Origin of the sequence: Janthinobacterium saanense (assembly GCF_014200675.1) — a bacterium.
GTDB lineage: Bacteria > Pseudomonadota > Gammaproteobacteria > Burkholderiales > Burkholderiaceae_D > Janthinobacterium.
This window is the reverse complement of record NZ_JACHCI010000001.1, coordinates 1-21,240: the sequence shown is the minus strand read 5'-3', so window position 1 is coordinate 21,240 and position 21,240 is coordinate 1. Positions and strand designations below refer to the sequence as shown.

Here is a 21,240-nt window from a genome sequence, read left to right as displayed (position 1 = left end):
CAAACGTTGCCGCACCGCAGCAGGGCAATTGCTGCGTGAAACAGACGCTTTACCGACTATTCGCGGGCATTTGCACCAATATATGACAAAGCCGCTTGTACAGCGGCTTTTGAGCGTGTTAGCAAGAAACCACCAATTGCCTGCGGAAAGCGTTAACTGGCAAGCCAGGCCACCTTCCGCAGCGTCGTGTTTCGCTATAACTAGTGGTAATGATCAGTGATGACTATATCGATGTGGCGATGACTTAGCCGCGCAGCCGGGCCAGCACACCGTCGAGCACATCGAGGTCGGCAAAATCGATCACCAATTGTCCACGTCCTTTATTGCCCATCTTGAACACCACGGGCGTGGCCAGGGTATCGGACAGTTCTTCTTCCAGACGGGCAATATCACCGGACTTTTCTTTTTGCCGTGGCTCGACCGGGTTGGCCGCTTCCTCGACGCTGCGCGTGACCAGCTTTTCCGTTTCGCGCACGGACAAGCGCTTGGCCACCACCTGATTGGCCAGATTGATCTGGCTGGCCGCATCGACCGCCAGCAAGGCGCGCGCGTGGCCCATGTCGATATCGCCAGCCATCAGCATGGTTTGCACGGGCGCCGCCAGATTCATCAGGCGCAACAGGTTAGACACCGCGCTGCGCGAGCGCCCGACCGCAGTGGCCGCTTGCTCATGGGTAAAACTGAAGTCCGTGATCAGGCGGTGGATGCCCTGCGCTTCTTCCAGCGGATTCAAGTCTTCGCGCTGGATGTTTTCAATCAGCGCCATGGCGGCAGCGGCCAGGTCGTCCACATCGCGCACCAGCACCGGCACTTCCGTCAGGCCGGCCAGTTGCGACGCGCGGAACCTGCGCTCACCGGCAATGATTTCATATTTGACAAGACCGCTCAGAGTGTCCTGCCCGATCGGCCGCACCAGTATCGGTTGCATCAAGCCCTGCGCCTTGATCGAGGCAGCCAGTTCATTCAGGGCGCCCTCGTCCATGCGGGTGCGCGGCTGGTATTTGCCGGCTTGCATTTGTGACACCGGCAAGTTGCTCGGCGTATTGTGCTCGGGACTGGCGAAGTCGCCACCGCCGCCGCCCAATAGCGCGTCGAGTCCGCGACCCAGTCCTTTTAGTTTTTTCGTAGCCATGCTGTCCTAATTGTATTTTTTAAGTAAGCGCTCACATCATAGTGTCCGCGCCTTACTGCTATTACATATGTTTGATGCGTTCAACCATTTCAGCGCCGAAAGCGATATACGCCTGCGCGCCTTTCGAGCTGGGGTCAAAAGTCACGCCGGGCAGGCCGTACGATGGCGCTTCGGCCAGGCGCACGTTGCGCGGGATGATGGTCTTGAAGACCTTGTCGCCGAAGTGCTGTTCCAACTGGGCCGATACTTGTTGCGATAATGTCATGCGTGGATCGAACATCACGCGCAGCAAGCCGATGATCTTCAAATCCGGGTTCAGGTTGGCGTGCACTTTTTTAATCGTGTTGACCAGGTCGGACAACCCTTCCAGCGCGTAGTACTCGCACTGCATCGGGATGATCACGCCATGCGCGGCGCACAGGCCGTTCAGGGTCAGCATCGACAATGCCGGTGGGCAATCAATCAAAATGAAATCATATTCGCCATCGACTTCGGCCAGCGCATCCTTCAGGCGGCGTTCGCGGTTATCCAGGTCGACCATCTCGACTTCGGCGCCGGCCAGCTCGCGGTTGGACGGCAAGACATCGAAGCGCCCGGCTTCCGAACGCTGGCGTGCCGTTTTGACATCGGACTCGCCCAGCATCACTTCATAGGTCGACGACGGCAAGCCAGCCTTGTTGATGCCGGCGCCCATGGTCGCATTGCCTTGCGGATCGAGGTCGACCAGCAGCACGCGCTGGTTCAACTTGGCCAGGCCAGCGGAGAGGTTGACGCTTGTTGTGGTTTTACCAACACCACCCTTTTGATTTGCTACACAAAAAATTTTGGCCATGTATCTTCTAGTTGTAAAGGATGCACACTGCATGATTGCGCTCCGGCGTCCGACCGAAACGATTTATACTGTTTATTTCATATATACAATATAAATCGTTTATACGGTTTATATAATTTATACCGTATAAACTGTTTATATGATTTATACCGTTTAAATTTTCAAATTAAAACTCTTGCTATAAAGACCAGATGACGCTCTGCATTTAGCCCTGGCACCTGGATAGGCCGTAATTCGCTCACTTTCCACTCTGCTGGCAGTCGCTCGCGCTCGTCTGGCGGCGCCACCCCTTTCAAGGCGATGAATTGACCACCCTCTTCCAAAAGGTGGCCCGACCAGTTGACGAAATCGGACAGGTCCGCAAAAGCACGCGAGGTGATCACGTCGAATTTTTGCTGCACTTCCAGCTGTTCCACCCGTTTCGTGTACACCGTCACATTGCTCAAGCCCAATTCCGCCTTCACTTGCGTCAAAAAAGCCGTTTTCTTGTGTACCGTATCGATCATCGCCACCTTCATATCGGGCCGCGAAATCGCCAAAACCATGCCCGGCAAGCCACCACCGGCGCCCACGTCGAGCACGTTTTTCGCGTCGGCGAAAGCAGGTATCGCCGCCAGCGAATCGAGCACATGCAAGGTCAGCATCTGCATCGGATCGCGCACCGATGTCAGGTTGTAGACACTATTCCACTTGGCCAGCAAGGCCAGGTAATCGAGCAGTTTTTCCGACTGTTCCACGCTCAGATTCAAGTCCAGCGCGGCGATACCTTCATGCAAAATCGGGGCCAGTGCGGCCCGGTCAAACTGCTGCTTCATTCAACAACCTCATCCTTTAAAGTCTGCGTGTGCGCGCCGCCGAAGCCGCGCTTTTTCAAGTGGACCAGCAACAGCGAGATCGCCGCCGGCGTCACGCCGGAAATGCGCGATGCCTGGCCCAGGGTTTCAGGGCGCTGCTTGTCGAGTTTTTGACGTACTTCGACCGACAGCGCACTGATGTCCAGATAGTTGAAACCCTCGGGCAAAGCCAGGTTTTCATAGTGTTCGTGGCGTTCGATTTCCTTGCTTTGACGCTCGATGTAACCGGCATATTTGAGCTGGATTTCCACCTGTTCGCGCACGGCCGCGTCTTCCACGCCGGGTCCGGCCAGGGCCTGGCCTTCCATACCGGTCATGCTCATCAGGGTGTCATAAGCCACGTTCGGACGGCGCAGCAGGTCGGCCAGCGAGTACTCGCGCTCGATGGCCTGGCCCACGATGCGCTCCGATTCGGCGGCCGCCAGGATACGGGGATTGACCCAGGTAGAGCGCAAACGCTCCAGTTCCAGGGCCACCGCTTCGCGTTTTTTCTCGAATGCCTGCCATTGCGCGTCGCCCACGCAGCCCAGCGCACGGCCGATTTCCGTCAAACGCATGTCGGCATTGTCTTCGCGCAAGCTCAAACGGTACTCGGCGCGGCTGGTGAACATGCGGTAGGGTTCCTGCACACCCTGGGTGATCAGATCGTCGACCAGCACGCCCAGATAGGCCTCGGAGCGGCCCGGCACCCAGGCATCCTTGTCCTGCGTCAACAAGGCCGCATTCAAGCCCGCCAGCATGCCTTGCGCGGCCGCTTCTTCGTAGCCGGTGGTGCCATTGAGCTGGCCAGCAAAGAACAAGCCTGCCACGGCCTTGGTTTCCAGCGAGGCTTTCAAGCCGCGCGGGTCGAAATAGTCATATTCGATGGCATAACCAGGGCGCAGGATATGCGCGTTTTCCATACCCTTCATCGATTGCACCAGGGCGATCTGCACGTCGAACGGCAAGCTGGTGGAGATGCCGTTTGGATAGAACTCATGCGTCGTCAAGCCTTCCGGCTCGAGGAAGATCTGGTGCGATTCCTTGCCCGCAAAGCGATGGATCTTGTCTTCGATCGAAGGGCAATAACGGGGGCCCACGCCCTCGATCACGCCCGTGTACATGGGGCTGCGGTCCAGGCCGGCACGGATGATGTCGTGCGTCTGGCTATTCGTGTGCGTGACCCAGCACGGCACCTGGCGCGGGTGCATGGACGTGTTGCCCATCACCGAGAACACCGGCACCGGATCGAGGTCGCCCGGCTGTTCCTGCATCACCGAAAAATCGATGCTGCGGCCATCGATACGCGGCGGCGTGCCGGTTTTCAAACGGCCCTGCGGCAGTTTCAATTCCTTTAAACGGGCCGACAAGGACAGCGCCGGTGGGTCGCCAGCGCGGCCGGCCGAGTAGTTATTCAAGCCGATGTGGATCTTGCCGTCGAGGAAAGTACCAGCCGTCAGGACGACGGCGCGTGCCAGGAACTTCAAGCCGATCTGTGTGACGGCGCCGACCACGCGGTCGCCTTCAACGATCAAATCATCGACAGCCTGCTGGAACAGCCACAGATTGGGCTGATTTTCCAGGCGGGTACGGATGGCGGCCTTGTATAAAATGCGGTCGGCCTGGGCGCGCGTGGCGCGAACTGCCGGGCCTTTCGAGGAGTTCAGGATGCGGAACTGGATACCGGACTCGTCGGTGGCAATCGCCATTGCGCCGCCCATGGCATCGACTTCCTTGACCAAATGGCCCTTGCCGATGCCACCGATGGAAGGGTTGCACGACATCTGGCCCAGGGTCTCGATATTATGCGTGAGCAAAAGCGTCTTCTGCCCCATACGGGCGGAAGCGAGGGCCGCTTCGGTACCGGCGTGACCACCACCGACAACGATGACGTCGAATTCTGTAGGAAATAACATGAGTATAAATAGAGATGCAAGTAAAGATGCGAGTAAAAATGCGAGGTGTGAGCTCCGATTATAGAGTCTTTTTGCAAGCGCAACCTTGCGAGGCTCAATTTTTTGCTTAATTTTTACTCAGCAAGAAAAAGGCCCTGCTCCCAATTCCGCTGTTCCACGTGGAACATGCTGGCAAATACTCTCCTTTTCAGCTACCATCCTTGCATCGTTTACAAGCATGTGCACGCCACACGCTGGCGATGACCAGGAGGACGGCCTCCCCCATCATGGGAACGCACCGGGACGGCCCGCTCTTGCAAGGAGCCTCCCGTGGTCTGGATCTGTTTAGTTATTGCCGGCATTTTTGAAGTCGTTTGGGCTTATTCGATGAAGCTCTCCAACGGCTTCAGCAAACCCCTCCCCACCCTGATTACCCTCGTCATGATGATCGCCAGCTTCGGCTTGCTGTCATACGCCATGCGTACCATTCCCCTCGGCACCGCTTACACGATCTGGACCGGCATCGGCGCTGTCGGCGCCTTTATCGTCGGCATCGTCGTGCTCGGTGAACAACTGAGCACCCTGCGTGTGATCGCCGCCATTCTCATCGTCTGCGGCATCGTGCTGATGAAACTGTCTTCTACCCACTAAGGAGTCTGCATGTTCCTCGAAGCCTATTTTCCTGTCCTGCTGTTTATCGTGATTGGTACACTGGTGGGTATCGTGCCCATGCTGCTGGGCCGCCTGCTGGGACCACATAAACCGGACCCACAAAAACTGTCTCAATACGAATGCGGCTTCCAAGCATTCGGCGACGCCAGGATGAAGTTCGATATCCGCTTTTACCTGGTCGCCATCCTCTTCATCCTGTTCGATATCGAAGTCATCTTCCTGATGCCCTGGGCGGCCAATGTCAAGGAACTGGGCCTGATGGGATTCTGGGCCGTGATGCTTTTCCTCAGCGTCCTGGTCATCGGCCTCGCCTATGAATGGAAAAAGGGCGCCCTCGAATGGGAGTAGCGGGCGCCGATGTTTCACGTGGAACGTGGAACAGCTCAGGCTAGTTGGGAATATTCACCGCCGTTGCCGTCACCTGGATCAGATTGCCCGCCGCCGGTGACGTGGCGATCGGTGGCACATTGGCAGTCGTGATGAGCGTGTTGGCGTCAAGCCGCGTTACCGTGCGCACCACTTGCGACAGCGGCAAGGTTTGCCCTGAATGCAGATGCGCATACATGGCGTCGAGTGCGTGGTTGAAATACACATGCAGGGGCACAATCAAGGTGGGCAAGGCGTTACTGAAAGAATCGAAGTGGTTGGCGTTCGTCACCTCGATATAACGCAGCTTGCTGTTGGCGCCGTCGGCCACGGCGTTCAAGCCCAGATAAGCGCGCGACGCGTGATTGACGGGTATCAGCGTATCGCTGCGCCCATGCACGATAATGGCCGGCTTGCCGCCGAGCTTGCCTGTAGCCTGCACTTCCGCCATGCCAGCACGAACACGGACGCTTTGCCCGGCCAGCGTGCCTTCCAGCCTGGCGCCGCTGACGGCATCCACACCCGTGGCCAGGCTGCGCAGGCACAGGAAACCATCGAGCGACTGGTCAGCCAGGTTGCTCGATGGCGATACACCTGCCGTGTAGACTTTGGCGCCGCCGATGGATTTCTCGTACAGCACATTGCCGAGGATGCCGTTTTGGGCAGCAAAGCTGGCTGCCTTCTGGATGCTGCTGAAACCGATGGGATTGCCGGCGCCATCGGTCTGCGCAAAGTTAAAACCGCAAACTTGATCCGTGACGGAAAATTTACCGTAGGCATAGGCATACGTGACAGCGACTAAGATATTCGTGCCCGCGTGCGCCGCCTGCAAGGGATCGGAGTCGGGCAGCCAGCCATAAGCTTGCAAGCGCCGTTTCGCATCGTTCTGCTGCGCCACCAGGTCGGGGCCCGTCAACAAGCCTTTCGCCACCAGCGCCGTGCAACGTCCGGACGCCCCCGCCACGGAAGCGATGCAGGGCTGATACAGCGCCGCATACGTGGCATAGTCGAACAGGGCACGGCCCGGTGCGGCAACCAGCACCCCGCCCTGGCGCACGCTGTATGCCGTTGCAGTCCCAGGCTGGATTTGCGGCTCGCTGACTGCCACGCCGCTGATCAATCCCTTGCTATCCTGTTCCGCCGCCAGCAAGGCTGAGCCCCCACCGTTGGAAATGCTGGAGGCGATGGTGATCGTGTTCCTCGGATGCAAGCGCACGGTGTGTCCACTGCCGTCGCGCGCCAACGGGCCATAGCGTTCATTCAGTACGTAGTAGGCCATCTCGACCGCCTGCAAGGTGACCCTGCCCCAATCCTTTTCCGGGTTCTGTTGTGAATGTGCATGCTTGAAAGCGATGCGGTTCGGGTAAGCGACGGCAAAAGCTTGGCGATCGGCATCGCTGAGCTCAGCAGCAAAGATGGCTTGCTTGCCCGCCGCGATCCGCCCCGCACGCAAGCCGTTCTGCAGGTTGACGCTATCGTCCTCGATGACGTACAAGCCGGTGCCGGAACCCTTGTCGGCATACGCCACGGCGCAGCCATTTTTCAAACCCCACTCGCCCGAGCTGCCGATGGCGCCGTAAATGCCGCGCGAACCGCTGGAGGTGCCGGTGACGATGCAGGCCCGCTCGAGATCGAAGCTATTCGGTATCTGCACCATCAAGGTGACGTTTTTACGACCGGTGCCATCGTCGGCATAGGCAATGTATTCGCTGCCGGCTATCAAGCCCTCGCCGCCGCCAACCTTACCCTGCGCATCGACGTTCGGTCCATACAGGCTGCCGTAACCGCTGTTGGCCGCAATATCGAGTACGGCGCGGTAATTGGCATAGATGGCATTACGGCGCAATTCGACCGCCGTCGGCTGTTCCGGGTTGGCATACGCGGGCGTGCCCGCCGCCAGCCCCGTCTTGCCCAAGCCTGCCGTCAGCAAGTCATTGCTCTTGCCGTCGTAATCGGCACGCGTGATCGTTCCCAGGTAACTGGGCATCTGGTTCAATTGTTCCGGCGCATGGTTGCTGCCGCAAGCTGCCAACAAGCCGCACAGGCCTGCGAGGGTAAACGTCTTTTGCATAGCTGTTCTCCAAGGAAATCAGACACCGCTCAACATCGAACGCCCATAAAAAAACGCCGGACGAATCCGGCGTTGCTCAAATCAGGCGGCGGGTTTGGTGCCCCTGCCGCCGAAACGCGCAATGGCTTCACCGACGATGCCCCGCCGGAACATCAGCACGCAAATCACAAAAATGATGCCGGTGACGATGGTCACCGATTCGCCCAGGGTGCCGAACCACTCGATACCCGTATGCGTAGCCAGGTAGGTGCCGAAATCACCAAGCTTGTTTTCCAGCCCGATGATCACCATGGCGCCGATGATGGGGCCGGCCAGGGTACCCATGCCGCCAACCAAGGTCATCAGCACCACCAGGCCCGACATGGCCCAGTACACATCAGTCAGGGTTTCAAAGCCCAGCACCAAGGTCTTGGTGGCGCCAGCCAGCGCCGCCAGGGAAGCGGACAGGACAATTGCCATCAGCTTGTACTTGTTGACGTCATAGCCCAGCGAGATGGCGCGCGGTTCGTTTTCCTTGATCGCTTTCAAGACCTGGCCAAACGGCGAATGGATGGTGCGCACGATCAGGGCGAAGCCGGCGACAAAGATGGCCAGGACAACATAATACAAATGGATGTCCTTGCCCAAGTCCAGCATACCCAACAAGGTTCCACGTGGAACACCCTGCAAACCATCTTCGCCGCCCGTGAACGGCAAGCGCAAGGCAAGGAAGTACACCATCTGCGCCAGCGCCAGGGTGATCATGGTGAAGTAGATGCCCTGGCGGCGGATCGCCAGCGCGCCCATCACCAGGCCCAGCAAGGCACCGGTCACCACGCCGGCCAGCAAACCCAGTTCCGTCGGCCAGCCCCAAGTGCGCAATGCGTAACCCGTCACATAACCGGCGCCGCCAAAGAAGGCGGCGTGGCCAAACGACAGCAGCCCCGTGTAGCCGATCAACAAATTGAAGGCGCAGGCAAACAGGGCAAAGCACAGCAACTTCATCAGGAAAACGGGATAACCGTAAAACGGTGCGGCCAGCGCCAACGCCAGGGCGATTGCGTAGCCTATCTTTTTGTTCATCGTCGGTGCTCCAATCTATGTCTGATGAAATTACTTTTCTTTGCCGAACAGGCCGGCGGGACGCAGCAGCAGCACGATGACCATCACCACGAACACCACGGTGGCCGAGCCTTCCGGGTAAAAAACGCGGGTCAGGCCTTCGATCACGCCCAGTGCCAGGCCCGTCAGGATGGAACCCATGATGGAACCCATGCCGCCGATCACGACCACCGCAAAGACGACGATGATCAGGTTAGAGCCCATCAGCGGCGAAACCTGGATGATGGGTGCGGCCAGCACGCCGGCAAAACCGGCCAGCGCCACGCCGAAGCCAAACGTCAGGGTGACCATCAGCGGCACGTTGATACCGAACGCTTCCACCAGTTTCGGGTTTTCCGTGCCGGCCCGCAGGTAGGCGCCCAGCTTGGTTTTTTCGATGACAAACCAGGTCACCAGGCAAACCGAGAGCGAGGCGATCACCACCCAGGCACGGTAATTTGGCAAGATCATGAAGCCCAGGTCGGTCGCGCCCGACAGCAATTCCGGCACCGCATACGGCTGGCCGGAAACGCCATAAAACGAGCGGAACACGCCTTCGACGATCAGGGTGATGCCGAAGGTCAACAGCAAGCCATACAGATGGTCGAGTTTATATAACCAGCGCAACATGGTTTTTTCAATCACGATGCCGAACAGGCCGACGATCAGCGGGGCGATCACCAGCATGGCCCAGTAACTGATATCGAAATAGCTGAGGCCCATCCAGGCCAGAAAGGCGCCCATCATATACATGGCGCCGTGCGAGAAATTAATGACGTTGAGCAAGCCGAAGATGACGGCCAGACCGAGGGACAACATGGCATAAAACGAGCCGTTGACGAGACCGAGCAGCAGCTGGCTCATCATCGCTTGTAATGGAACGCCGAAAATTTCCATGGCAGCACAGTATAAAAAGCACCGGTTACGCGGTGCGGACTGAAGGGTAACGCGCCACCGCATGCAGATGCGGCGGCGCAAGGCGGGCAGTTGCTACAGCCTTACTTCCACAGCGAACACTTCGATTCAGCCTTGGTCAGATAAGCCTGGGCGCCGGGCACGGTGGCCACGACCTTGTAGTAATCCCAGGGCGCTTTCGATTCCGATGGCTTTTTCACTTCCATCAGATACATGTCATGCACCATGCGGCCGTCGGGACGGATCTCGCCATCCTTGGTAAACATATCGTTGATTTTGGTCTTTTTCAGGTAGGCCATGACCTTGTCGGTATCGTCGGTGCCCACCGCCTTGACGGCCTTCAGGTAATTGGCCGCGGCCGAGTAATCGGCGGCCTGCAGCATCGACGGCTCTTTTTTCATCTTGTCGAAATAGCGCTTCGACCAGGCGCGCGTTTCCGGATTCAAGTCCCAGTACCAGCCATCGGTCAAATACATGCCTTGCGTCAGGTTCAAGCCCAGGGAATGGATGTCATTAATAAAAATCAGCAAACCCGCCAGTTTCACGTTTTTCGTCACGCCAAATTCATTGGCTGCCTTGATGCTGTTGATGGCGTCGCCACCGGCATTGGCCAGGCCCAGGATTTGCGGTTTGGCCGCTTGCGCCTGCAGCAGGAAGGAGGAAAAGTCCGAGGCGCCCAGCGGATGCTTGACGCTGCCCAGCACCTTGCCGCCCGCCTTTTGCACCACTTCCGCCGTGTCTTTTTCCAGCGAGTGGCCAAACGCGTAGTCGGCCGTCATGAAATACCAGTTCTTGCCGCCCTGCTTGACGATGGTGCCGCCCGTACCCCGCGCCAGCGCCACCGTGTCGTAAGCGTAATGGATGGTGTAGGGCGAGCATTCCTCATTGGTCAGGCGCGAGGAGCCGGCGCCGATGGCGATAAAAATCTTTTTCTTTTCCGCCGCGACCTTGGCCATGGCCAGGCTGGCGCCGGAATTGGTGCCGCCGATCAGCATATCGACGCCTTGCTGGTCGAACCATTCGCGCGCTTTCGAAGCGGCGATATCGGCCTTGTTCTGGTGGTCGGCGGAAATAAATTCCACCTTCTTGCCAGCGATCACCACGCCGGCATCGGCAATCGCCATCTTGATGGCTTCGGCGCCACCGAGGCCGTCGACGTCGGAATACACGCCAGACATGTCGGAGATAAAACCGATCTTGATGGTGTCGCCCGATATCTGGGCGTGGGCCAAGGTGGAAAAACCCAGTGCGCAAAGGGCAGAGGTGGCAATGGCGATAGCGTTACGTTTCATAGTGTCTCCGTAGGGGATTATTGTTTGCTATTTAAACGACGGCCAATCGACGACCCATCGACGGCCGATGACAATCAGCATTACACGCCGAGCAGCTCGGTCAATACCGGCATCTTGGCCTCCAGTTCGGATGCAGCAAAAGTCTCGACGATCTGACCGTGCTCCATCACATAAAACCGGTCCGCCAGCGGCGCGGCAAACCGGAAATTCTGCTCCACCATGACGATGGTGTATCCCTTGGCTTTCAGGGTGGTGATCATGCGCGCCAGGCCTTGCACGATGACGGGCGCCAGGCCTTCGGAAATTTCATCGAGCAACAGCAGGCGCGCGCCCGTGCGCAAGATGCGCGCCACGGCCAGCATCTGCTGTTCGCCGCCAGACAATCGCGTGCCCTGGCTATGCCGGCGCTCCTGCAAGTTGGGAAACATGGCATAGATTTCCGCCAGCGACATGCCCTTGTCAGCGCCCACCAGCACCGGCGGCAGCAGCAGGTTTTCCTCGGTCGACAGCGAGGAAAAAATGCCGCGCTCTTCGGGACAATAGCCGATACCCAGGTGAGCGATTTTGTGCGTCGGCAAACCGATCGCTTCTACACCATGGACCTTGATCGAACCCGTGCGGGCGCCCGTCAGCCCCATGATGGCGCGCAAGGTGGTCGTGCGGCCGGCGCCATTGCGGCCCAGCAAAGTCACCACCTCGCCCTGCTCCACCTTCAAATTTACGTCATGCAAGATATGCGATTCGCCGTACCAGGTATGCAGCTGCGAAATTTCCAGCGCTGGTGTCTTGTTGGTCGTCATCAATGCGCCCCTTCCAGCTCGGCATGGGTGGTGCCCATATACGCTTCCATCACCAGCGGATTGCGCGACACATCGGCGTAACTGCCCTCGGCCAGCATGGCGCCACGCTGCAATACAGAAATCTTGTCACAGATGCCGGAGACCACGCTCATATTGTGTTCCACCATCAAAATGGTGCGGCCGGCCGACACCTTCTTGATCAGCTCCGTGACCCGGTGCACATCTTCATGGCCCATGCCTTGCGTGGGTTCATCGAGCAGCATCATTTCCGGTTCCATCGCCAGGGTGGTGGCAATTTCCAGCGCCCGCTTGCGTCCGTAAGGCATATCGACCGTGATGGTGTCGGCAAATTCCGTCAAGTCCACTTCGGCCAGCAAAGCCATGGCCCGCTCATTGAGCCGGTCCAGCGCCCGTTCGCTCTGCCAGAAATGAAACGAGGTGCCCAGCTGGCGCTGCAAGCCGATGCGCACATTCTGCAACACCGATAAATGGGGGAAAACAGCGGAAATCTGAAACGAACGGATCACACCCATGCGGGCGATCTGGGCAGGTTTCGCGGCCGTGATGTCCTTGCCGTTGAACAAAATCTGCCCGGAAGTCGGGACCAGGAATTTGGTGAGCAAGTTGAAACAGGTCGTCTTGCCGGCGCCATTGGGACCGATCAGGGCGTGGATATGGCCACGCTCGACTTTCAAATTGACATCGCTGACAGCGGTGAATCCCTTGAATTCCTTGGTCAAATTTCTTGTTTCCAAGATTACGTCTGACATCGTGTCTCCTAGTTATGCTTTTGTACTAGATAGTCATTTTTATAATACACAACTTGAAATTGGCGCACAATACAGTATAACTACGGGCTTTTTTGACAACCTCGATTAGCGCAAACAGCGCTGACCCATGGTTTATTTCCAGGCGGCCTGTATCATTAACGCCGCTTTTTCCGCGATCATCACGGTGGGGGAGTTGGTATTTCCCGAGGTGATGTAGGGCATGATGGAGGCATCGATGACGCGCAAACCAGCCACGCCGATCACGCGCAACTGGCTGTCGACGACGGACATCGGCTCGCTGGCCAGGCCCATCCTGCACGTGCCGACCGGGTGAAAAATCGTCGTGCCGATCTGGCTGGCTGCTTGCGCCAGTTCTTCCTCGGTCTGGTATTGCACGCCAGGCAGATATTCTTGCGGCGCAAACCTGCTCAAGGCGGGCGCTGCCACGATGCTGCGCGTCAGGCGCAAGGCATCGGCCGCCACTTTCAAATCTTGCGCCGTGCTCAGGTAATTGGGCGTGATTTTTGGCGCAGCGTAACTGTCGGCACTGGCGATGGCGACCTGCCCGCGCGAAGTGGGCCGCAGATTGCACACGCTGGCCGTGAAAGCGGGAAACGCATGCAGGGGATCGCCAAACTTGTCGAGCGACAAGGGTTGCACGTGATATTGCAAATTCGGCGTCGCCTGCCCCGGATCGGACCTGGTAAACGCGCCCAGCTGCGATGGCGCCATCGACATCGGCCCGCTCTGGAACAAGGCATATTGCAAGCCGATCTGCATCTTGCCCAGCCAGCGGCTGGCTACCTGGTTCAGAGTTTTCACGCCCTGCACCTTGAACACCATGCGCAGCTGCAAATGGTCTTGCAGATTGGCGCCCACGCCAGCGGACAGGTGTACCGGCACGATGCCATGTTGTTGCAGCAAGTCAGCCGGGCCGATGCCGGACAATTGCAGCAATTGCGGCGAGCCGATGGCGCCAGCTGTGAGCAAAGTTTCGCGCCTGGCCGTGGCTTGCCATTGCGTGCCGCCGCCCGTAAACACGATGCCCGTGCAACGGGGGCCGCTTTCCAGGGTGCTAAACAGCAACCGTTCCACGTGGCAACCGGTCATGATGGTCAGATTGGGCCGGCGCGACGCCGGTTTCAGAAACGCTTTCGAGGTATTCCAGCGGATGCCGCGGCGCTGATTCACATCAAAATACGCGCAGCCGCTATTGTCGCCGCCATTGAAATCGCTGGTTTTCGAAATGTCGGTTTGCTGCGCCGCATCGCGAAATGCATTCAGGATATCCCACGATAAACGCTGTTTTTCTACCCGCCATTCACCGCCCACACCATGGTTTTCCGACGCGCCGCCGTAATAATCCTCGCTTTGCTTAAACAGCGGCAAGACATGTTCCCAGCGCCAGGACACATCGTCCGTCAAGTCGGCCCAATGATCATAGTCACCGGCCTGGCCGCGCATATAAATCATGCCATTAATCGAAGAACTGCCACCCAGCACCTTGCCACGTGGATACTTCAGGCTGCGGCCGCCCAGGCCTGCATCGGCTTCAGTGGCATACAGCCAGTCGGTGCGGGGATTGCCGATGCAATGCAGATAGCCAACGGGAATGTGGATCCAGACGTAATCGTCCTTGCCACCCGCCTCCACCAGCAAGACGCTGACGTTTTGATCGCGTGTCAGCCGATTGGCCAGCACGCAACCAGCCGTGCCGCCACCGACGATGATGTAGTCGTATTCGCCTGCAGATTCCAATGAAGCTCCTATACCTTGAAGGGATCGCGCGGTCTGTCTCCCTACCGCTTTCGATCAGAGTCTGTATTCATTCATCCATGCATTACTACTAAACAACAAGTGAGCGTCTCGAGAGTAGCATCAGTCGCCGCACACGGCGAGCTTAATTTTCCTCGTTAGCAACTAAAAACTGGCGTTTGCAGCAGTAAAAAACGCTGAAAAGTACCCTCTTCTTCTGTGGATAAGCCTATGGATATCCACAAGTACACAATGTGCGTAAACGAAAAATTTTTTCGGATGGCTTTTTTGTTCAGAATTCATCCTTTTCCCATACAACGCTTACTCAGCGCTTATCCGAATCCCAAGCGATTGTTTACAAGGATAAATCCGTACTTATCCACAGAAACTTGCGGCGTTAACTACTATTACTATTCTTGTATACGATCTTGTTAAGGTAAACCCGACATCGCCGGCTTTGCCTGGCTCTACAGTTCAGCACTTGCACAGCAAGCCATCAAAAAAAATCGCGAAGCCAACACAGCAGACACATCGCTGCTAAACCGTTTTTAAAAGTTCAGCACGAAGTTCGGCACGAAGCCGTCCCGCCTGGCACCAGCCAGCAGCGTGAGGAAAATATAGGGGAAAAAGGGGGATTTCAGAAGGTTTGTGGATAAGTCACTTGATATCCACAGGATGACTTGTGAGTAAACACGAAGTTATGCGCAGGACCTTATTTTATACAATTTTGCTCCTGACACGATACAGCGATTATGCAGGCTTTATTTTTCGCGTAAACGTTTGATCCTGTTGAAAAAAAGAGACTTATCCACAGAAAAAACCGCGTTTACTATTACTACTATTTTTATATATAGATCTATTGTAAACCGATCAAAAACCGCGAACTGCGGGGATACTTTCACCCGGCATGCCAAAACCTCCCAAAAAAAGCGTCCACGACGGCATGACTTCCCACGGCAAAACCGTTTGGCAGGAATCCCAGGCAGGCCCAGACCAACAATACAAACTGGCCCCAAGGTAGTCAGCGTTGAGCGCCAACGCTGTTCAACGCAGGGGCTTACCCTCACTGAAGACCTGGATAGCGTCAAAACTTGCTGGCAGAGCATGAAAAAAGCGATTTCCTGATGGCTGATGTGGATAAGTGCCTGCATATCCACAGGATGAGATGTGGGAAAACGCGTCTTTTGTCCACAAGCGCACTTTTATCCCAAAGATGGCCGCCATCGATACAGGCTTTATGCAGCGACTTTTTTATACGCTAAGTGGATGATTTTTTGATGGTATACCGACTTATCCACAGAAAAATGGTCGTTTACTATCACTACTATTTTTATGTATACATCTTTATTTAAAACATCTATACAGGCACGGACGGTGGAAAACCATGCTGTACGGCTGTCTCATCCAGTTTTCTGTCTTCAAAACGATCCTTCTCACTTCCATACGAGTAAAAACAGCATGAATTCAAGCAAAAAAATGCGTTTAGGCATCATTAGTGCTTTGCACGAAGAGCAGCAGGGGCTGATAGAAGCCATGCAAGGGCCTGTAAGCCACTCGCACGGCATGCGTGAGTACACCCTGGGAACCCTGTGGGAAATCGACGCTGTGTGCGTTCTGTCGCGTATAGGCAAGGTTGCCGCAGCCATGACAGCTTCTATCCTTGTGGAAAAGTACGGAGTTACCCACATCGTCTTCACGGGCGTTGCCGGCAGTGGTGATCCCAAAGTGAACGTGGGCGATATCGTGGTGGCGGAATCGTTGTTGCAGCACGATATGGATGCCAGCCCTCTGTTTCCCCGCTTCGAAGTGCCGCTGACCGGTTTACAGCGCTTTGGTAGCGATCTGGTGCTCAGTGAGGCACTGGCAGGCGCCGCAGAGCAATTCTTGCGTCAGCAGGCTGAGAAGCCCGCTGACAGCGCCCTGGAAATCGAAGGATTTGGTTTACAGCACGCCAGGGTGCACCGTGGCATGATTGCCAGCGGTGACCAGTTCATCAGCAGCGCAGCGCATTTGCGGCAACTCAAGCAGGATCTTCCCGATCTGCTGGCCGTCGAAATGGAAGGCGCGGCCGTGGCGCAAGTGTGTTTTGAACTGGGTGTGCCGTTTACCGTCATGCGCACGATCTCGGACAACGCCAATGAAGAAGCGGCCGTCGACTTCATGCGCTTTGTGCAGACAGTGGCGTCGCGTTATGCGTTTGGGGTCGTTAAAAACTTGTGCCAGCGCTTGGCTGCCTGAGTTTTCATCGACTTTGCATAAAAAAAGGGCAGAACTATCGGTTCTGCCCTTTTGCTTTAATGAACTACAAGCTTAAACACTCAGCATCATCAGGCTGGCATTCCCGCCTGCCGCCGTCGTATTCACGCACAGGGCGCGCTCAGCGACCAAACGCCACAGGGGGATGACACCCTCTTCCGTCGTCTCTATCGTGCCCACCAGCGCCCCATCACGGGCCGCCAGCAGCGGTTTGAGCTGGCTATCGAGCACCGGTTCGATCATGGCGATCTGGAAATCATGTTTTCCGGATTCGATATTTCTGATGACCTGAATGCGGTCTTTCAAGGCTGGCGGCAAATCGGCAGGGATCAGGCTGGTTGATTGCGCCAGCACCAGGGCCTTGTTGCCGGTCGCCAAAACAGCTGCCAATTGATTCATCAGCACGCCCGTGTTGACAGCTGCGCACAAAATCGTGCCGCGCGAGGCAAAACTCAGGGTATTGCGTTCACCCGTCGGGCCAGGCAAGACGATGCTGCTATCTAACAAGGTGGTGCGTGCATATTCCTGCGCCAGATGCATCACCTTGTCCTGGCCGTGCTGCTTGGCCCAGACCGTCAGCGCATCGAGTGCCGGGCTAGCCTGGCGCTGGTGCTGCGCGCCTGGTGCGGCGTTGCGCTGCAAGCGTTTCAGGTACAAGGGACCACCCGCTTTCGGACCGGTGCCCGATTTGCCTTCGCCACCGAATGGCTGCACACCGACCACGGCGCCCACGATATTGCGGTTCACATAGATATTGCCCACGTGCGCACGGCTGGTGATGAAATCGATGGTTTCATCGATGCGCGTATGAATGCCCAGGGTCAAGCCGTAACCGCTGTCATTGATCGATTGCAGCAGTTGCGGCAATTCCGCGCGTTTATAGCGGATTACATGCAGCACGGGGCCAAAGACTTCCTGCGTCAATTGCCCCAGCGACTTGATTTCCAGCACGGTGGGCGCGACAAACGTGCCCGTGACAGGTGGCAGGTCGAGCGTATAGTGATCGAGGGCCACGGTTTTCATCTTGTTGATGTGCGCCAGCAGATTGCCTTGCGCTTCAGCATCGATGACGGGACCGATATCGGTGGCCAAACGGTCAGGATTGCCAACGCGCAATTCCTGCATCGCGCCTTTCAGCATCTTGATGGTCTTGTCGGCGATTTCTTCTTGCAGGAACAAGACGCGCAAGGCCGAGCAGCGCTGGCCGGCGCTATCAAAAGCCGACGACATCACGTCTTGCACCACTTGTTCCGGCAAGGCGGACGAATCGACGATCAAGGCATTCTGGCCACCGGTTTCAGCGATCAGGGGAATATCGACCGACTCGGCCACGGCGCGCGCGGCCAGGGTGCGGTTGATCAATTGCGCCACTTCTGTCGAGCCCGTGAAAATCACGCCTTTGACGCGTGCATCGTTGCACAGGCCGGCGCCCACTACTTCACCACTACCTGGCAGGAATTGTAGTGCAGCCAAGGGCACGCCCGCTGTGTGCAGCAATTGCACGGCGCGGTAGGCGATCAGCGGTGTTTGCTCCGCTGGCTTGGCCAGCACCACATTGCCGGCGGCCAGGGCAGCAGCGACCTGGCCCGTGAAAATGGCCAGCGGGAAGTTCCATGGGCTGATGCAGGTGACCGGGCCCAGCGCCAGGGTGTTGGGCGCGTGCTCGACCTGGGCCGCGTAATAGCGCAGGAAGTCGACCGCTTCGCGGATTTCAGCGATGGCGTTCGGCAAGGATTTACCGGCTTCGCGGATAGCCAGGGCCATCAGCTCGACATGGTGTTCTTCGAACAGGTCGGCTGCGCGCTGCAGCGCTTGTGCGCGTAGCAAAGGCTCCGTGGTTTGCCAATCCATGGCGTAGGCGCTAGCGCTGGCCAGCGCCGTTTCCACGTCGGCCGTGCCCGCTTCGGCGACCGTGCCCACATGGTCTTCATGGCGGGCCGGATTGCTGATGCGTTGCGTTGCTGCATTGACGCTGACGGCGCCATCGATCAGCGGTGCTGCGTTCCAGCTATAGTCCTGGGCGATGCTGGCCGACAAGGCGCGCAGGGTGTCGTCGTTCGACAGGTCCAGGCCGGCCGAATTCTTGCGCTCGCTGCCAAACATGGCCAGCGGCAAGGGAATCGATGGGTGCGGCAAGCCGCCCTGCTCGCGGGCCAGGTCCAGCGGATTGCGGATCAGGCTATCGATGGCCACGCTTTCATCGACGATCTGGTTGACGAAGGACGAGTTGGCGCCGTTTTCCAGCAGGCGGCGCACCAGGTAGGCCAGCAAGGTTTCATGCGAACCGACAGGGGCGTAGATGCGGCAAGGCTTGTCCAGGTTGGCCGGGCCGACCACCTGGTCGTACAAGGTTTCGCCCATGCCGTGCAGGCACTGGAATTCATAGTCGGTAATGCCGTCGCGCTTGGCCCAGGTGTAGATGGTCGACAAGGTTTGCGCATTGTGCGTGGCAAATTGCGGGTAGATCAGGCTATTGGCGGCCAGCAGTTTTTGCGCGCACACCAGGTAAGAGACGTCCGTGTAAACCTTGCGCGTGTAGACCGGATAGCCGCTCTGGCCATCGACTTGGGCGCGCTTGATTTCTGCATCCCAATAAGCGCCCTTGACCAGGCGCACCATGAATTTACGGTTGCTGCGGCGGGCCAGGTCGATCAGGTAATCGATGGCGAACGGGCAGCGTTTTTGATACGCCTGCACCACATAACCGATGCCTTCGAAACCAGCCAGGTCAGGATCAAAGGCCAGCACTTCCATCATGTCGAGCGACAATTCAAGGCGGTCGGTTTCTTCCGCATCGATATTGAAGCCGATGTTGTATTGCTTGGCGAGTAAAAGCAGCGCTTTGACTTTCGGCAGCAATTCTTCCAGCACGCGCGCGCGCTGGGCGCGGCTATAGCGTGGGTGCAGGGCCGACAGCTTGACGGAAATGCCGGGGCCATTCTTGATGCCGCGGCCATTCGAGGCCTTGCCGATGGCGTGGATCGCCGTTTCATAGGACTGGTAATAGTAAACGGCGTCGTTTTCCGTCAGCGCCGCTTCGCCCAGCATGTCGTAGGAATAGCGATAGCCGCGCGTTTCGTTCTCGCGGCTGTTTTTCAAGGCTTCTGCTATGGTCTGGCCGGTAACGAACTGGTTGCCCAGCATGCGCATCGCCAGGTCGACGCCTTTGCGAATTAAGGGTTCACCGCCCTTGGCGATCAGTTTTGTCAGTGCCGCGCCCAGGCCGGTTTCGCTGCTGGTACTGACCAGTTTGCCGGTAATCAACAAGCCCCAGGTCGCTGCGTTGACGAACATCGATGGCGATTCGCCCAGATGCTTGCGCCAGTCGCCTTTGCTGATTTTGTCGGCAATCAGGCGATCGGCCGTCGCAGTGTCGGGTATACGCAACAGCGCTTCCGCCAAACACATCAGTGCGACACCCTCTTCGGATGATAGTGAGAACTCATGCATCAGTGCATCGACGCCCGATGCGCGTGTGCGTTTTTGGCGCACGTTGGACACCAGATTATGGGCCAGCGCTTGCGCTTCGGCCGTGGTTTCGGCGCTGCTGGCGCGCACTTGTTCCAGCAGCCATTGCACGGCGGATACCTCATCGCGCCTATAGGCAGCAGTGATGGCAGCGCGTTGGGGCGTGGCTGCAGGCAGGATTTCCGCCTGGAGCGCAGCAAAAGGAATCGGGGTAATAGCCGAAGGACCTGCAGGATGCATAGAAGCTCTTTACAAGGAAAAATAAGACGAAACTTGCGCTATTTTTTGCCCCTTTTTGGTGCAAAAATAGACAGAAAGTCGAACGATAAGATGATTCGATTGTAAAGGGGATTCTTATGGATTAATTCTGGTAATACAGGGGGCTAGCAATAGATAGTTTTTGATGCGACAATTTAACCAAATAATATTTATTTGGGGGTGATGGTAATGCTGGACAAGATCAGTAAGAAAATCTTGATGGAATTGCAAAGCGATGGACGCATCAGCAATGTGGAGCTGGCAGCTCGGGTTAACCTGTCGCCTGCCGCGTGCCTGGAGCGCGTGCGCAAGCTGCATGAATCGGGTTATATCATGGGCTACACGGCCCAGTTGAACCCGCAATTGCTCGACGTCTCGCTGCTGGTTTTCATCGAAGTGGTGCTGGACCGCACGACACCGGAAGTGTTCGACGCCTTCAAGCATAGCGTACAAATCATTCCAGAGGTACTGGAATGTCATATGGTCGCTGGCGGCTTCGATTATCTGGTCAAGGCGAGGGTCAAGGATATGGCCGCTTACCGTGAATTCCTGGGCAAAACCTTGCTGCAAAAAGGCGTGCGCGAGACTCACACCTATGCCGTGATGGAAGAAGTCAAGAACACCACCAAGCTGCCGATCAAATAAGTTCCATCTGACCTCGATGTAGCCTGTCTGCTTTTCTGATTGAGCTGACAGGCTAAATGTTGTAGGGTAGGTGTCTAGAGTCGTGTGATTATGTACCCTCTCGTAACTGGCCGCTCTTCAAAGCCAGATACGTTTTGCGTACACTGTCAGACAACCTCAATCAGCAGCCTTCACATGACCCAAGCCTTGCATAGCCGCGC

16 protein-coding genes are annotated in these 21,240 nt (G+C 57.1%); 4 read left to right on the top strand and 12 right to left on the bottom strand.

All coding sequences use genetic code 11. From position 1 onward, the window contains the following. Window positions 1-244: 244 nt before the first annotated feature. The 4 genes from HDE72_RS00080 to mnmG all read right to left on the bottom strand — a co-directional run bounded on the left by HDE72_RS00080 (window position 245) and on the right by mnmG (window position 4,713). Complete coding sequence (locus HDE72_RS00080; protein WP_183736591.1) at window positions 245-1,132, bottom strand: ParB/RepB/Spo0J family partition protein; 888 nt, start codon at window positions 1,130-1,132, stop codon at window positions 245-247. 61 nt (window positions 1,133-1,193) lie between these two features. Then, the gene (locus tag HDE72_RS00075; RefSeq protein WP_183679451.1) at window positions 1,194-1,964 is read right to left on the bottom strand and encodes a ParA family protein; all 771 of its coding nucleotides are present in this window, start codon (window positions 1,962-1,964) and stop codon (window positions 1,194-1,196) included. A 161-nt stretch (window positions 1,965-2,125) separates the two neighbouring features. Next, window positions 2,126-2,779, bottom strand: coding sequence for a 16S rRNA (guanine(527)-N(7))-methyltransferase RsmG (gene rsmG / locus HDE72_RS00070; protein ID WP_183736590.1), 654 nt, complete (start codon window positions 2,777-2,779; stop codon window positions 2,126-2,128). Further along, entirely contained in the window at window positions 2,776-4,713 is a 1,938-nt protein-coding gene (gene mnmG / locus HDE72_RS00065) for a tRNA uridine-5-carboxymethylaminomethyl(34) synthesis enzyme MnmG (RefSeq protein WP_183736589.1), read from the bottom strand. Before mnmG ends, rsmG begins: the two co-directional genes overlap by 4 nt. A 309-nt stretch (window positions 4,714-5,022) precedes the next feature. On the opposite strand from mnmG, the gene HDE72_RS00060 reads away from it, so the two are divergent. Further along, window positions 5,023-5,343: a DMT family transporter gene (locus HDE72_RS00060; protein WP_183736588.1), complete on the top strand. Its 321-nt coding sequence runs from the start codon at window positions 5,023-5,025 to the stop codon at window positions 5,341-5,343. 9 nt (window positions 5,344-5,352) lie between these two features. Continuing rightward, window positions 5,353-5,712, top strand: a complete 360-nt coding sequence (locus tag HDE72_RS00055) for an NADH-quinone oxidoreductase subunit A (protein WP_183736587.1) — start codon at window positions 5,353-5,355, stop codon at window positions 5,710-5,712. A gap of 40 nt (window positions 5,713-5,752) precedes the next feature. Here the strand turns inward: HDE72_RS00055 and HDE72_RS00050 are convergent, their stop codons facing one another. The 7 genes from HDE72_RS00050 to HDE72_RS00020 all read right to left on the bottom strand — a co-directional run bounded on the left by HDE72_RS00050 (window position 5,753) and on the right by HDE72_RS00020 (window position 14,416). Beyond that, a complete protein-coding gene (locus HDE72_RS00050; protein ID WP_183736586.1) occupies window positions 5,753-7,801 on the bottom strand; it encodes a 3-hydroxybutyrate oligomer hydrolase family protein in 2,049 nt (682 codons plus the stop codon). Window positions 7,802-7,882: 81 nt separating this feature from the next. Continuing rightward, the gene (locus HDE72_RS00045) at window positions 7,883-8,863 is read right to left on the bottom strand and encodes a branched-chain amino acid ABC transporter permease (RefSeq protein WP_183736585.1); all 981 of its coding nucleotides are present in this window, start codon (window positions 8,861-8,863) and stop codon (window positions 7,883-7,885) included. Window positions 8,864-8,893: 30 nt separating this feature from the next. Beyond that, window positions 8,894-9,778: a branched-chain amino acid ABC transporter permease gene (locus HDE72_RS00040; protein ID WP_183736584.1), complete on the bottom strand. Its 885-nt coding sequence runs from the start codon at window positions 9,776-9,778 to the stop codon at window positions 8,894-8,896. Window positions 9,779-9,879: 101 nt separating this feature from the next. Beyond that, a complete protein-coding gene (locus tag HDE72_RS00035) occupies window positions 9,880-11,088 on the bottom strand; it encodes an ABC transporter substrate-binding protein (protein ID WP_183736583.1) in 1,209 nt (402 codons plus the stop codon). Window positions 11,089-11,168: 80 nt separating this feature from the next. Beyond that, window positions 11,169-11,888 (bottom strand): ABC transporter ATP-binding protein, encoded by a 720-nt coding sequence (locus HDE72_RS00030; protein ID WP_183736582.1) that lies wholly within the window; start codon window positions 11,886-11,888, stop codon window positions 11,169-11,171. After that, complete coding sequence (locus HDE72_RS00025) at window positions 11,888-12,658, bottom strand: ABC transporter ATP-binding protein (protein WP_183736581.1); 771 nt, start codon at window positions 12,656-12,658, stop codon at window positions 11,888-11,890. Before HDE72_RS00025 ends, HDE72_RS00030 begins: the two co-directional genes overlap by 1 nt. Window positions 12,659-12,790: 132 nt before the next feature. Then, window positions 12,791-14,416, bottom strand: coding sequence for a GMC family oxidoreductase (locus tag HDE72_RS00020; protein WP_183736580.1), 1,626 nt, complete (start codon window positions 14,414-14,416; stop codon window positions 12,791-12,793). 1,473 nt (window positions 14,417-15,889) lie between these two features. Between HDE72_RS00020 and HDE72_RS00015 the strand changes: the two genes are divergently transcribed. Continuing rightward, window positions 15,890-16,651, top strand: coding sequence for a 5'-methylthioadenosine/adenosylhomocysteine nucleosidase (locus HDE72_RS00015; protein WP_183737168.1), 762 nt, complete (start codon window positions 15,890-15,892; stop codon window positions 16,649-16,651). A gap of 72 nt (window positions 16,652-16,723) precedes the next feature. Here HDE72_RS00015 and putA read toward each other — a convergent pair whose 3' ends face one another. After that, a complete protein-coding gene (gene putA / locus HDE72_RS00010; RefSeq protein ID WP_183736579.1) occupies window positions 16,724-20,377 on the bottom strand; it encodes a trifunctional transcriptional regulator/proline dehydrogenase/L-glutamate gamma-semialdehyde dehydrogenase in 3,654 nt (1,217 codons plus the stop codon). Window positions 20,378-20,584: 207 nt separating this feature from the next. On the opposite strand from putA, the gene HDE72_RS00005 reads away from it, so the two are divergent. After that, the gene (locus tag HDE72_RS00005; RefSeq protein ID WP_010393827.1) at window positions 20,585-21,040 is read left to right on the top strand and encodes an Lrp/AsnC ligand binding domain-containing protein; all 456 of its coding nucleotides are present in this window, start codon (window positions 20,585-20,587) and stop codon (window positions 21,038-21,040) included. Window positions 21,041-21,240: the final 200 nt, after the last annotated feature.

Bases quoted from the DNA above. Each gene is read 5' to 3' on its own strand.
- HDE72_RS00080 (WP_183736591.1), bottom strand. From the start codon at position 1,132: ATGGCTACGAAAAAACTAAAAGGACTGGGTCGCGGACTCGACGCGCTA.
- HDE72_RS00075 (WP_183679451.1), bottom strand. From the start codon at position 1,964: ATGGCCAAAATTTTTTGTGTAGCAAATCAAAAGGGTGGTGTTGGTAAA.
- rsmG (WP_183736590.1), bottom strand. From the start codon at position 2,779: ATGAAGCAGCAGTTTGACCGGGCCGCACTGGCCCCGATTTTGCATGAA.
- mnmG (WP_183736589.1), bottom strand. From the start codon at position 4,713: ATGTTATTTCCTACAGAATTCGACGTCATCGTTGTCGGTGGTGGTCAC.
- HDE72_RS00055 (WP_183736587.1), top strand. From the start codon at position 5,353: ATGTTCCTCGAAGCCTATTTTCCTGTCCTGCTGTTTATCGTGATTGGT.
- HDE72_RS00050 (WP_183736586.1), bottom strand. From the start codon at position 7,801: ATGCAAAAGACGTTTACCCTCGCAGGCCTGTGCGGCTTGTTGGCAGCT.
- HDE72_RS00045 (WP_183736585.1), bottom strand. From the start codon at position 8,863: ATGAACAAAAAGATAGGCTACGCAATCGCCCTGGCGTTGGCGCTGGCC.
- HDE72_RS00040 (WP_183736584.1), bottom strand. From the start codon at position 9,778: ATGGAAATTTTCGGCGTTCCATTACAAGCGATGATGAGCCAGCTGCTG.
- HDE72_RS00035 (WP_183736583.1), bottom strand. From the start codon at position 11,088: ATGAAACGTAACGCTATCGCCATTGCCACCTCTGCCCTTTGCGCACTG.
- HDE72_RS00030 (WP_183736582.1), bottom strand. From the start codon at position 11,888: ATGACGACCAACAAGACACCAGCGCTGGAAATTTCGCAGCTGCATACC.
- HDE72_RS00025 (WP_183736581.1), bottom strand. From the start codon at position 12,658: ATGTCAGACGTAATCTTGGAAACAAGAAATTTGACCAAGGAATTCAAG.
- HDE72_RS00015 (WP_183737168.1), top strand. From the start codon at position 15,890: ATGCGTTTAGGCATCATTAGTGCTTTGCACGAAGAGCAGCAGGGGCTG.
- putA (WP_183736579.1), bottom strand. From the start codon at position 20,377: ATGCATCCTGCAGGTCCTTCGGCTATTACCCCGATTCCTTTTGCTGCG.
- HDE72_RS00005 (WP_010393827.1), top strand. From the start codon at position 20,585: ATGCTGGACAAGATCAGTAAGAAAATCTTGATGGAATTGCAAAGCGAT.